Annotated in this window: 9 protein-coding genes; 3 read left to right on the forward strand and 6 right to left on the reverse strand. The window is 31.4% G+C overall.

Going from position 1 to position 13,315, the window contains the following annotated elements; genetic code table 11:
- Positions 1–10 precede the first annotated feature (10 nt).
- From CQA53_RS03340 to glyS, 5 genes are all read right to left on the reverse strand, one after another.
- A complete protein-coding gene (locus CQA53_RS03340) occupies positions 11–3,580 on the reverse strand; it encodes an acyl-[ACP]--phospholipid O-acyltransferase (RefSeq protein WP_115542616.1) in 3,570 nt (1,189 codons plus the stop codon).
- A gap of 399 nt (positions 3,581–3,979) precedes the next feature.
- A complete protein-coding gene (locus tag CQA53_RS03345) occupies positions 3,980–4,756 on the reverse strand; it encodes an RluA family pseudouridine synthase (RefSeq protein WP_245945622.1) in 777 nt (258 codons plus the stop codon).
- A gap of 543 nt (positions 4,757–5,299) precedes the next feature.
- Positions 5,300–6,391 carry a translation elongation factor Ts gene (gene tsf, locus CQA53_RS03350; RefSeq protein ID WP_115542617.1) on the reverse strand — a complete coding sequence of 364 codons (1,092 nt, stop codon included), beginning with the start codon at positions 6,389–6,391 and terminating at the stop codon, positions 5,300–5,302.
- A 152-nt stretch (positions 6,392–6,543) separates the two neighbouring features.
- Positions 6,544–7,350 carry a 30S ribosomal protein S2 gene (gene rpsB / locus CQA53_RS03355; RefSeq protein WP_115542618.1) on the reverse strand — a complete coding sequence of 269 codons (807 nt, stop codon included), beginning with the start codon at positions 7,348–7,350 and terminating at the stop codon, positions 6,544–6,546.
- A gap of 305 nt (positions 7,351–7,655) precedes the next feature.
- The gene (gene glyS, locus CQA53_RS03360) at positions 7,656–9,812 is read right to left on the reverse strand and encodes a glycine--tRNA ligase subunit beta (RefSeq protein ID WP_115542619.1); all 2,157 of its coding nucleotides are present in this window, start codon (positions 9,810–9,812) and stop codon (positions 7,656–7,658) included.
- Positions 9,813–9,881: 69 nt separating this feature from the next.
- On the opposite strand from glyS, the gene CQA53_RS03365 reads away from it, so the two are divergent.
- The 3 genes from CQA53_RS03365 (at position 9,882) to CQA53_RS03375 (ending at position 12,091) form a co-directional block, all read left to right on the forward strand.
- Complete coding sequence (locus CQA53_RS03365) at positions 9,882–10,514, forward strand: hypothetical protein (protein ID WP_115542620.1); 633 nt, start codon at positions 9,882–9,884, stop codon at positions 10,512–10,514.
- 117 nt (positions 10,515–10,631) lie between these two features.
- On the forward strand, positions 10,632–11,708 hold the full coding sequence (locus tag CQA53_RS03370) for a hypothetical protein (protein WP_115542621.1): 1,077 nt from the start codon (positions 10,632–10,634) through the stop codon (positions 11,706–11,708).
- Between the two features lie 152 nt (positions 11,709–11,860).
- Positions 11,861–12,091 (forward strand): hypothetical protein, encoded by a 231-nt coding sequence (locus CQA53_RS03375; protein WP_115542622.1) that lies wholly within the window; start codon positions 11,861–11,863, stop codon positions 12,089–12,091.
- A 203-nt stretch (positions 12,092–12,294) separates the two neighbouring features.
- Here CQA53_RS03375 and CQA53_RS03380 read toward each other — a convergent pair whose 3' ends face one another.
- Positions 12,295–13,203 (reverse strand): PDC sensor domain-containing protein, encoded by a 909-nt coding sequence (locus tag CQA53_RS03380; protein ID WP_115542623.1) that lies wholly within the window; start codon positions 13,201–13,203, stop codon positions 12,295–12,297.
- Between the last annotated feature and the right edge of the window lie 112 nt (positions 13,204–13,315).

Below are 13,315 nucleotides of genomic sequence, written 5' to 3' on the forward strand. Positions count from 1 at the left end.
TATAATATATCTACGAAATTGATTCAGCAAGTTCTTTACTTGTTTTTAAATCTATCTTCCCACTACCAAGCACTGGTATCTTCTCCACAAAATAATATTCGCTTGGTTTCTTGAGGGGAATAATATCAGATTTCTTGATAATATCAATGAGTTGCTCGCCTTTGTGAATATCGCTTGATTCGACTTGTTGTTCGTGAGGATTCGTCGTATTGTAAAGAGATTCTAAAGTTTTTGGAATCTCAATCAAAAGCACGACTTTTTCACCCTTTTTACTATCATCTAAGGCAACTGCACATATTTTTACCTCGTTTGAAATCTCTTTATGTTTAAAGACTTTTGCAATTTCTTCTTCTATGCTTGAGAGGCTAATCATTTCTCCTCCAATTTTAGCAAATCGTGAGTATCTATCTGTAATATGCAAAAATCCATCGGTATCAAGATACCCCTTATCCCCACTTTTATACCAACGAATACCATGAAGTTCTACAATGACTTCATTTGTTTTTTCAACATCATTGAGATAACCTACCATGATTTGGTGACCACCAATAAGTATTAGCCCCTGCTCTCCTGTTGGTAGCTCTTCTAATGTCTCATAATCTACAATGCGGACTGCTGTTCCAGGTAGTGGCATTCCTACACTACCAAGTTTGCTTGCCTTATGGATTTGCCAATAGGTCGCATCAAATTCATCAGGGAGATTTACACTTGCCACAGGGGTTGTCTCTGTCGCTCCATAGCCCTCATAGATTGTTTTATTAAATTTCATTGTAAAGTTTTCACGAACTTCGTTTTTAAGCTTTTCTGCACCAGCAACTGTAATTCTGATACTATCAAACATCACTCTATCAATTTTTGGATTTCGTGCATAGATTCCAAGAAGTGTTGAAGTTGCACACATAATAGTTACTTTATTGAGTGCAATGGCTTTTGCTACTGCAATAGAATCTGTGGGATCAGGACAAGTAACTGCAAGCATATTTTCAATCAAAGGCATAAAAGTTGTAACGGTCAAGCCAAACGCATGAAATGGTGGTAATGATGAAAGGATACAATCATCATTTTTTGCATGAATCACATCTGCAATTTGGGCTATATTGCTCATAATATTAATATGACTTAGCATAACGCCTTTTGGTTTGCCCTCACTCCCACTGCTAAAGAGTATCGCACATACCGAATGGATATTACTTTCTTTTGCAAAAAGTAATTTCAAAAGCCATGTCGGTGCAATACTTACAAATAGAAGGTTGGCAATAAAAATAGCTTTTTGTTTTTTAATATCTTCTACAATATCCTCCATGTAATGCAGTGTAACATTGCTAAAGTCAAATTCTATCCCCTTATTTTTAAGTTTTTCTAAAAACTGCCTTGAAGTATAAATATGACTAATATGTGCGGCTTGTATAGCTGATTGAATCGCATTCTCCCCTGCTGTAAAATTGAGATTTACAACAATTTTCCCAGATATAATTGTAGAAAAATTACAAATTATTCCCGCCAATGAAGCAGGTAACATTACCCCAATACAATCATTTGGCAAAGAACAAGGATTGGTTTTTTTAGGTAAAGATTGAAAACTCAATTCTTTCATATCCTGGCTAAGCATAACGCAAAGGGTTAAAAGTCTGCGATAAGACATACCCCCAGATTGCATATCTACTACGGCTATTTCACCACCACCTCGTTTGCAAGATTCTATAAAGCTCCCTGCGAGTGTAGAGAAATTTTGACATTGATGTTCCCATGCCTTGAAGCTCATTTCAAAGACTTTTGCTTTAATTTTATCTTTAGAGGTATGTAAGTCTATGGGACCACCAAAAGCAATGCTTACATTTCGTTTTGTAAAGCTTTTTTTGCGTTCTCTGAATTGTTCATTGCTTCTGCTAAAAATACTTCCCCACATACCACGAATATAAAATGGTAAAATAACGGCTTTATCTGTCTCAACACCTCGTGCTATTTTTTCAAAGCCACCTTTAAACTCATTTAAATGCCCATGTCGGCTAATTACACCTTCAGGAAAAAGGCAAACTATATCGCCATTTGTTAGCCTTTGCTGAATCTGCTCTATTGCACCGCGACTAGCGAGAGTCGAAACAGGTATTACAGCAAAAAAATCGAGAAAGAATTTAATATACCAACGAGAATAAATACTTTTTTCCATGACAAAATAGACTTTTTTGGGTAATGCCATTTGCACGATTGCCCAATCAATAAATGAAATATGATTCCCTAAAAGCAAAACACCACCATCTTGTGGGATATTATTAAAACCTTCAACATTTAGGCGATAACGTTGTAAAATTGCTATATTCACAAGAATCCTTACAAGTGAAAAAGGCATAATTTTTATCGTATAAATCATCGCAAAAAAACTTAGTATGGCACTTAGGTAAAAAAGCCATTCAACAGGTAAATCTTGCATGCCAAAAAGTGTTGCAACACAAAGAGATAGAAGCATTCCTATATTCTGAATAAAATTATTCCCAGCAAGTGTTACCCCTAATTCCTTATCATTTGTATAAAATTGCATAAGAGCATTAAGAGGAACAATATAGAGAGCACCTCCTAGACCAAAGAGAAAAAATAAGATTCCAATACTTAATAATGAATGAAATACACCAAAAAATAGTAGGACAAGAAACATAATACATGCACCAAGCGGAATCAAGCCAGTTTCAATATAATTTTTAGAACACCGCCCAGCAATAACTGAACCAACAATAATACCTAAACCAGAACATGCTATAACAGCATTGACTAAGGTTGTATCACTAACATAAAGGATGTTTTTTGCATAAACAGGAAATACATCTGTAATAAGTTGTGCTATCGTCCAAAATACTGCAATAAAAAGCACGGAAAGATAAACCATTCTATGTTTTTTAATCACTTTGAGATTATTTTTTAATAATTCTCCTCGTATATATTTAGCTTTATCAAATACAATGTTGTTGATATTATGCAATGTTGGTAATCGAAAACTTAGAATAAACTCTAAAAATGCAAATACACAAAGCAAAATTGCAAGAAAAGACATTTGTTGTATAATAGAATCTGGATTAGTTATCCCATCTGTGTAGATTCTCTCAAAGAGTGCAGAAAAGAATATTGTTCCCCCAAGCATAGCAACAATTGCCACTGCCTGCACTACACCATTCCCCCAAGTAAGATTCTCTTTTCCTACAAGCTCTTTAATATAGCCATATTTTGCTGGTGAATAAATTGCTGCTTGCATACCTAAAAGCAAAGTCATATAAAATGCACCCCAAAAGAATCCAATAAGATAAAAAAGTAGAACAATACCAAGCAAAATAAGGTTAATTAATGCCCCAATTTTTAAAATGGTATTTTTAGGATATTTATCGCTAAGAAATCCAGATGGTGAAAATAACAAAATGAAAGGTAAAATAATGAGAATATTTGCGACAGAATTGTAAATAAGGTGATGACTTTGTTCAAAAGATTTATAGATGATATTTAACATAAGAATCTTATGTCCCAAGTCGATAAAGGCATTAATAAAAGTTACAATAATAAATGGAGTAAAGCCTTTGATTTGATAAATCTTATTCATAGAATATCCTAATTTTATAATATAGTTGCTCTTTTTAGAGCTTTTTTAAATTATAACAAAATAAAATTACAATCAGACTGTCTTGTATAATTTTTTGCTATTAAGATTGCTATCATATCGGTATATAGAATCTAAAATCATAAATATATCATAACCTATACATGATAAAAAATCAAATGAAAAATTACTATGATAGTATCATATATAATATTTATTAGAATATTATATATTCTCTCATTGGCTCAAGTTCATGGAATCTTTTTAACACTTCCGGTAATCATAAAACCAGAAAACTCTCTATTTTCTCTCGATCCGACAGAGATTTGCAATCTTTTCTAAAGAATGAGAATAAATGAGTTTTAGAAAAAAAATTGTTTTATGGAACATAAATAGGTTAGTTTATTCAATGCCAAATTCTTTTTCAACATTGAGTTTGCTTACAAATTCATATCCGAGCAATGAAGTTTTATGGCAGTGCAACATAAGACGTTTTGATGCTATGGAATCATTTCCATAGAGAATATCACCAATAATAGGGTGCTTTATACTTGCTAAATGTATACGTATTTGATGAGTTCTCCCTGTTGGAATATCGATTTGGACAAATGTATTGCCATTAAGAATACGCAATGGCTGAACAATGCTAAGTGCATCTTTTCCCGTTGTTGCAATATAGCTTGTTGCATGTGTATTTTTATCTGTATTAATTCTTTTATTTATTTTTATTTCATCATGAATTTTTCCACTCACCAATGCAAGATAAATTTTATGAACTTTCCTTTGTTTAAACTCCGAAATTGCCCTTTTTCGCACTTCCTTATTTTTTGCGAGTAAAATAATCCCGCTTGTGTCTCTATCCAATCTATTAATAAGTTTATATGGACTATATTGTTGTTCCAAGCTATAACTTTCAATACCTACCCCTTTATCAAGTATTAACAAGTCCTCATTCTCAAAAATTGTATTCAATAGCGGTTGCATAACTTCAAATTTTGTATTATTTGGAAGAATAATCCGCCCAATTTTAATGCGCACTCCTTTTGCACTGACCATTCCACTATCAATAAGATTCTTTGCCTTATTAATAGAAATATTTTCTTGTTTTGCAAGAAGATTATATGCCTTCTCCCCAACTGATTGTGTATTATTCTTATCAAGATTACCACGATCTTTAATATCGCATTTGTTCGATATGATTTTTTTACTTATTTGTTTATTGGAATATTTTGTTACGTGTTGAGTATTGTGTTTATTGTCATTCTGCACTACCGTATTTTGTTTAAAATCCTTTTTTTGTGTATTATTACTATTCTTTTTGCTTATTTTACCTTTTTGTTGTTTTGTTGCCTGATAAGAATTACTATTTGTTTTGTAATATATCTTATTTTTTTGAAAAGATCCTGTTTTCATAATAACATCCCATTGAGATTTCAATAATAAAGAATTTTTATTATTAATACATAATAAAATTAGAATTTATAAATATTAATAATAAAAGGTTTTGTTATTTTTAAATCCAAATTGATAAAAAAGTAATTTATTGGAATTGTAATCTCAAGTCTATATTTATATAAAAGAATAATGCATCTTTTACTTTTAATCCTTGAAACTATAAAAGGCTTTCATAGATTTTTTGTATCATTGTGGAAAATTACTCGTTATACACTCTTTATATAACAAGTATGGTTTTAAAAAATAATCAATAAACCAAGTTTATTCTTATTTCATTTGGGCTGCAACCTCTGTTGCAAAATCATCTGCTTTTTTCTCAATTCCTTCGCCTAATTCAAAATTTTTGAAAGATACAATATTAATGGTATCTTTTAGTTCTTTAGCCTTTGCATTAATAACTTGTTCCACACTTTTTTTATCATCAAGCGTATAAAATTGCCCTAATAATGTTAACCGTTGATCAAGAATTGTATTATCTTGAATGAATCTCTCAAGCTGCCCGGGTAAAATCTTATCCCAAATTTTTTCTGGTTTTCCCTCTTTTTTAAGTTTTTCTTTCAGTTCTTCTTCTGTATTTTTTAATACAGAATCATTTAATTCTAATCGACTAACATATTCAGGAATCCTATGCAAAGGCTTCCCAAGTCTTGCTAATTCTTCATTTTCCTTTTCTAGCTCTGCAATAATTGCCACCCGTTCTTTTGTCACAAACTCACTATCAAGTTCTTTATAAGAAATTACTTTTGGCTTCATTGAAGCGACTTGCATACTAAGATATTTTACCAATTCTTGTAATTTATTGCGATTATTGGAATCTTTAGATTCCAATACAACAATAGCACCAATTTTTTTATTATGATGGAGGTAACCATTTATGATTTGGTTTGGAGTGCAAGTGATTGTAATAATACGTCGAATAACAATGTTTTCTCCAATAGTTGCAATTTTTTGTTTTAAATACTCTTCAAAAGTTGTATTGTTAATATGAAGCTCCATTAATTGCTTAGTATCACTAAGATTATGATCAAAGCCGATATTAACAACATTTGTTACAAGCTCTTGAAAAGCCTCGTTCTTTGCAACAAAATCTGTTTCAGAATTTACCTCTACAAGAGTCGCTCGTGTAAAATCATCTGAAACTTTCATTGCAATAACACCTTCAGCAGCTATTCTATCAGCTTTTTTTGCAGCTTTATTTAAACCTTTTTGTCGTAAATATTCAATAGCCTTATCAATATTCCCCGAACATTCTTTAAGTGCATTTTTACACTCCATAATCCCAGCATCTGTCTTATCTCGTAATTGCTTAACAAGTTTAGCCGAAATTTCTTGTACAACATCTTTTGTTTCATCTCTCATAATATATCCTTAAATAAGTCTTAATTGCATATCACTTTAATATTCCCTTTATTATCAAAAATGATTGTATGAACTCTAAAGAAATATTTTAATTTCATATCAACCACTTAGATAGTTTTGGGTATTTAATTTTATAAAAATTTCATTATTTATTATTCTTTTACAATAGATTGCTCAAAGTTTTTGTCTTTTATTTCATTTAGCAATTCCTGCTTCTCTTCCTCTGTTGCTAAAGCTGCATTTGCTGACACATACTCTGCCCTTTGATCACCTTCAACGCCATTCATCTCGCGTCCCTCAACTATCGCATCACTAATTTCTTTACAAAAAAGCTGTATTGAGCGAATTGCATCATCATTGCCAGGTATCGGATAATCAATAAGGTCAGGATCACAATTTGTATCAAGTGGCGCTACAACAGGTATGCCGAGTCTTCTCGCTTCACCTACGGCAATTTTTTCCTTAAGGGTGTCAATTATAAAAAGCATATCTGGAGCTTTTTTAAGATGACGCACACCACCAAGATATTTATTGAGCTTTTCTTTTTTACGCATAAGCATAAGTTTTTCTTTCTTTGTGAGCAAATCAATTTGCCCACTAGATTCCATTTCTTCAATAACTTCTAATTTATGCACAGATTTTTTTATTGTGCTAAAATTTGTAAGCATACCTCCAAGCCAACGATAATTTACATAAGGTGCACCCACTTTTTCTGCATATTCTTTAAGCGTTTCGCTTGCTTGTTTCTTTGTGCCAACAAACATAATTACCTTACCTTCGCTTGTGGCATCTCGCACAACATTATAGGTATAACGAAAATACCGCAAAGTTTTTTGTAAATCTATAATATGAATATTTTTACGAACACCAAAAATAAATTTTTTCATTTTTGGATTCCAACGCCTTGTTTGATGTCCAAAATGAACACCGCATTCTAATAAATCTTTCATAGTAACCATGAAATTCTCCTAACAAATAAAATAATGATTTGTGAATTGGTTTAGCCACCATGCTCCTTAACTTATTTATCATAAGCAACCAATTTTATAGGATTAGCATGTGAGTTTTTTCACAAAAAAAGAATTATACAATAATTTTATAAATTTTATGAGAATCTTTTTTTTTAAAGAGATTTTTCTATAAAAATACAAAACATTATATTCATTTTTTATTATTATAAATACCTATAATTATTCCAGAAATAGAGAATCTCATTGCAAACTCTTTTGATATGTTTGAATATTGAATTCGTTAAATAACCAGCTTATAAGGTAATCTCACGCATATCCCCAAACTCTAAAAATTCCTGAAATACAAGTGCAATCAAGCCTGTGCGATTCATTCGGAGGTGTTCATCATCGGTATGAATAAGCACATTATCAAACACCCTATTAAGCTTCTCTTCTAACTTAAAGAGATTCTGTATTCTTGCTAAAAAAGTTTCAGAATCTGTGTCTCTTTTAAGTTCATTTTTTATACTTTCTTGATAAGTAAGCAAGCTCTCATAAAGATGTTGTTCCGTTTCTTCAAATAATGTAGTATCGATAATGTATGTATTATCTATTTTATTGGTTTTTAAAATATTTGCAACCCGTTTAAATGTGCCTATTGCGGATTTAATATCCACGCCATCAAAATAACATGCAAGAGCTAAAATCTTATCAAAACTTGTCTTAATACCAAAATCACGCAAAAGCACACACCGCACAATACTTGGATTAATATTCGCAAAAACACCATAAATACGTTCAGTAATAAAACTATACAATACTTCTTGTTGAAAGCTATTATAACCGACTGTTGAAAGTTCGCAAACTTCACGAACACTTATATCAAAGTCAAATTGATGGCAGATTCTAAGGAAAGCACTTGCTTGCCGACGCAATGCAAAGGGATCTTTTGAGCCAGTTGGAATCTTATTAAGGCTAAAAAGTGTGAAAATACTATCAGCTTTAATCGCAAGATTCACAATTGCACTTATCCGTCTGCTTGGCAATGAAGAATCTATTCCATGTGGTAAATATTGTTCTAAAACAGCACAACAAATTTCAGAATCTTTTTGCAAATCTTTTGCAAAATATGAACCCATAACACCTTGTAATTCCGGAAATTCACCAACGCTTTGAGAAAGTAAATCATTTTTTGCAATTTGGAGAGATTGTAGAACAAGTTCTTTTTCTTGTTCCTGGATAATAAGTCTTTCATCAACAACTTTTGTGCGTTTTGCTACGATATTTAAGAGATCAATAAGATTGTGTGCGAGTTTAGTTTCTCGCTTCACTTTATCATGAAGATTCCCAGCACCATTCATAAAAATAATTGTATTAAGGTCACCAAAACTCATTTTTGATTTTAAATCATTAAGATAGAAAAACTCTGCATCTTGAAGCCTTGCTCGTAAGACCTTTTCATTTCCTCTTACAATTAAAGAGAAATCGGCATGAAAAGCGTTACTTACAACAATGAAACCATGAAAAAGTTTAGAATCTTTATAAAGTGCAAAGTATCTTTGATTTTCTTTCATAGAGGTAATAATCATTTCTTTGGGAATACTAAGAAACCTTTTATCAAATTGTCCAAATAATGCTGTCGGATATTCTGTGATGGCAACAATCTCATTAAGTAAATCAATATCACTTTCAACTTGAACATCATGTTTTTTTTCAATTTCTCTAATTTGTGCAAGAATCTTTTGCCTTCGTTCCTCTTGATTTAAAATTATCCCATTATCAGATAAAAAATCAAGATATTCTTGCACACTATTAATGGGAGATGTAACCCCTATTGTAGAATTTGGATATGAGTTATATGTTGGATTTGTTGTGTGTGATTGTTGTGTGTGAGATTTTGGAATAGCCTGTCTATGTGCAACAATAATATTATTTGCTTGTATATTATACGCATTACATACAATAAATTCAGAATCAAGCAAAATACAAATATTTCGTATTGGACGAATAAAACTTTGCTTACAATTTGCCCAACGCATACTTTTACCAAAATTTAAACTTTCAAGCCATTGTTTTACCATATCTGCTAGAATCTCTTTGGATTGTTTCCCCTTAACACACTTTTCATAAAATAATACCTCCTTACCATCTTTTTTTGTATGTTTAACTTCGGCTTCTGTAATATTATTTTTGGCTAAAAAACTCTGCATAGCTTTTGAGGGTGTTTTATCTGCATTGTAAGCCATAGAAAGTGGTGCGCCATAACTTTGCATCATTACATCTGCTTGTTGCAATGGAAAATTTTTATGAATAAGCACCAATCTTCTTGGAGTATAAAAAAAATCAAATGGAGACTCCAGTGAGTATTGCATAAGAATCTTTTTCCAATTTTCCTGTATTTCAGGAATAACTTTAAGAAGTGGTAATGCTGGTAATTCTTCTGTAAAAACTTCAATTAATAATTCCGCCATTTTTTAGTTTCCCTTTTTTAATTATAATTTCATAATTTTAGCAAATAAAAGTCCAAAAAGGTTTTTAAAATGCAAAGAATATTATATGCACTCTTTATTCTTGTATTTTTTCCATCACAATTTCTATGTTTTGCACAAAATACAAATGGGATAAAAATCAAGGGAACATGTATAGCTTTACAAGATTTTACAACAGAACAGCAAGAAATTTTACTCTATGCCTATTATTATGGAAAAGAATATAACTTTGGATACTTAATGGCAGCAATCGCATGGAAAGAGTCGTGTGCAGGAGAATATCTTATTAATTTTTCAGATCCTTCTGCGGGAGTCTATCATGCCCATATTCCGAGTGTGATTAAAAAATACACAAGTTATAAAGATTCACCATTTATTCGTAATGTCGTTGGACAAATGCTTGTAACAGATATACAACTTGCCTCATCAATCGCACTCGATAATTTGCGTTATTGGGCTAAGGTGCATAACAACAATATGAAAAATGTTGTAAAATCCTATAATAAAGGCTTTGCATGGAAAAGCTCTAGTCAAACCAATCGTCAAGCACAAAACTATTACCTTGATATTGAACGAAAAATCAAACAATTAGAAACTTATATTCCCACGCTTTTAGAATATTATAAACTTAACACTCCAAATGGTAGGTTAAAACATCCAAAATTTATTTCAAAAAATAAATAACGGATAATTACAATTTTTGATGCTAAATAGTTCAGTGGTTTTTATTCTTCAATACATCATAATGATATTATAATTGATAAAATTATTGTAATATTTAGGAGTTGAAAAGGAAAGATGATGAAAATTATTGTAGGATTAGGAATATTGCTAAGTATGGTGTGTCATGCAAAATCTAGCGAAGTTATCGCTAATAAATCTCAAATTCAAACAGAATCTAAAACTATACAAGAAAGACCAATGCGAATATATGATGAATTTGACCGAGATAAACCTGAATATTGGCTTCAATTTCTTCTGGGAGAACCTTGCAGACATGCATATCATGAAGTGCAATTCAATGAAAAATGTCGCAAAGAGCTAAAATTTGCTTACACATATTTTGAACCCATTTATACTGATGGATCAATACAAAAAAATGGGAAATTAAAGAATTTTTGCTATGATAGTGACGGAGAGAAAAACTGCGATTATAAGATAAAAAAGCCTATCAGATTCAAAGGCACACTAACGCTTAAAAGAAACTATCAAGAAGGTGCATGTAGTGCATTTGAATCTATTCATTTTAAGCCAAATGATAAAACTCTCCCTGAATTTTTACAACAAGGCTTTATTGTTGAAATCAAACCTGATGAAAAGATTTATAATACATTTTTACCTACTATCCCACAATGGTTTCGTGAATACCTCGCAGGTGAGATTACCTATGAAGTGAGCTTTACGCTAAAGGATATATTTCAGGTAGATTATTCTGCGTGTAGTATGGGAAATCGAGGAGAGATAGAGAATCTCCAAATCATAAGAAAAATCTCTAGTAAGCCTTATGATAGGGATAATTACATGGATGTGCCTGAGTATAATTTTGCACTTACCTTAGAAAGTAAAGAGAGCTATGTCAATCTCCGAGAAAGTCCAAATGGCAAGATTCTGACACAAATAGAGATGAATGAGTTTGATAAGATTCTCCTATGGAATCTTGATTTTGATATAATAAAGGAGCAATACTCTTGGCTTGGTGAGATTTTTACTTGGCAAAAACTTATTGATGCAAAAAATACACAAGATAAAGATTTTAACAAAGACTCTAAAAAATCTCAATGGGTAAAAGTCCTCTATTTCCCGCCAAATGTTAATGATGTAAGCAAAGCTATGATAGGCTATATTCATCATTCGCAGATAAAGGGCTATGAGAAATAACTACATGTCTGCGACAACAGCTTTTATGGTTGAGCCTAGCAAAAGAATCGCATTATAGATTCTAAGCCCAAAAGGATAAGGAGGTAAATTTTTGGAATTTAGAATCACAATCATAGAATCTTCTCATTGCAACTTTTGCATAAGTAAAGTATATGGCAATTAAGATTGTATTTACAGGCAAAAATGATACAAGGATTACAAAAGTAAAGACCACGCAAGGCACGAAAGGTTTTGGCAAAAATACGATAAAAAGTGTAGTAGGGAGTGAGTATCTCCCAATATTTGATAATTTCTTTGAAGCAAGGGATATTTTAGCAAAGAAAATTAATCGCCAACTTTTAGAATCTAGCTTACTCTCATGGGAACGAGAAAATATATACTAATATCTCTATAATGCACAAGAAACAATAAAATACAGGAGAGTGAGGAAATACAAACACAAAGCCTCTGCCTATTTGAGATAACTATAATTCATCTCTATACTACATACAAAATAGATTATAAGTTTTTAAAACCTCAAACTCTTCAAATCCCAGTCTTTTTTAGAATCTAAATTATTATAAAAATTGATATATTTCATTAAGCATTATTTTTCACTTTTTGCACCATACGCAAATTTTACATAAATTGCCAATGCAATAAGTAAAATCGCTACACCGATAATTAAAAACACAGAAAATAAAAGTTTTTCGGGAGAATAAATAGTGAATTTAAATACAAGCATTAATGCTTCAATCGCTAAAGCAACAATGATAGAACCTAAAAATCGTATCATAGTTTTATGCACAGTGTAGGTTTTTTGTCCGACATTTTTTCCCAATACTTCTTCTTCAAAAATTGCTTTCACAAGGTCAAAAATCGCTAAAGCAAGTGTTAATAAAATCGTAGATTCAAATATATCCTCAACTTTAAAATGCTCAAACTTGAGCAAATCATCTGACCAAAATTTTACCATACCCTTAATCGTGAGAACAAGTGCTATAAAAGCAAGGGAAAGTGAAAAGACAAAATACATGATAATGCTAAAATTTGAGAAAAACCCAAAAAACCAACTTGGTGCACTAATTTTTATTGCTTCCCTCAAATGAACATCAATACAAACGACAAAAAGTAGCTCATGTGCTTGATTATAAACAGGGTATGCTGCGGTTACAACAAGATTCCCATCAATTTTTGAAGGATAAGGATTAGTGATAATACACCTCTGCTCATCAAGTGCCTCATAAAAATATGCACGATTTGAAAAATTTTTACCCTCATTTGGGATATTTTCATTTCTCTGAAATGTATCACTGACTTGTATGCCATTTTTATCTAAAATATACATAGAATCAAAATTCTTAATCTCACCTTTAATTCGCATTAAGCCTTCTAAAACGCCATCCAAGTTTGTCGCTGGCATAAAATTCTTAATATTTTGTGTAAAAAGATAGCACATATAAGCACGCAATTCATAGCGAACCTTAGAATAAGTTACAATATCTCGCGATAACATTGAGTTCCTTTGTTAAAAATATTCTTATAAAGTTTTTGCCCTATTCTATCAATATCTTTCAGATTTATAAATATCTAATAAAAACTAATACTATTGTCGAATGAACTTTGTA

Origin of the sequence: Helicobacter didelphidarum, from assembly GCF_003364195.1 — a bacterium.
Taxonomy (GTDB): Bacteria; Campylobacterota; Campylobacteria; order Campylobacterales; family Helicobacteraceae; genus Helicobacter_A; species Helicobacter_A didelphidarum.

Coding starts and splice junctions, on each gene's coding strand:
- CQA53_RS03340 (WP_115542616.1), bottom strand. CDS start 3,580: ATGAATAAGATTTATCAAATCAAAGGCTTTACTCCATTTATTATTGTA.
- tsf (WP_115542617.1), bottom strand. CDS start 6,391: ATGAGAGATGAAACAAAAGATGTTGTACAAGAAATTTCGGCTAAACTT.
- rpsB (WP_115542618.1), bottom strand. CDS start 7,350: ATGGTTACTATGAAAGATTTATTAGAATGCGGTGTTCATTTTGGACAT.
- glyS (WP_115542619.1), bottom strand. CDS start 9,812: ATGGCGGAATTATTAATTGAAGTTTTTACAGAAGAATTACCAGCATTA.
- CQA53_RS03365 (WP_115542620.1), top strand. CDS start 9,882: ATGCAAAGAATATTATATGCACTCTTTATTCTTGTATTTTTTCCATCA.
- CQA53_RS03370 (WP_115542621.1), top strand. CDS start 10,632: ATGAAAATTATTGTAGGATTAGGAATATTGCTAAGTATGGTGTGTCAT.
- CQA53_RS03375 (WP_115542622.1), top strand. CDS start 11,861: ATGGCAATTAAGATTGTATTTACAGGCAAAAATGATACAAGGATTACA.
- CQA53_RS03380 (WP_115542623.1), bottom strand. CDS start 13,203: ATGTTATCGCGAGATATTGTAACTTATTCTAAGGTTCGCTATGAATTG.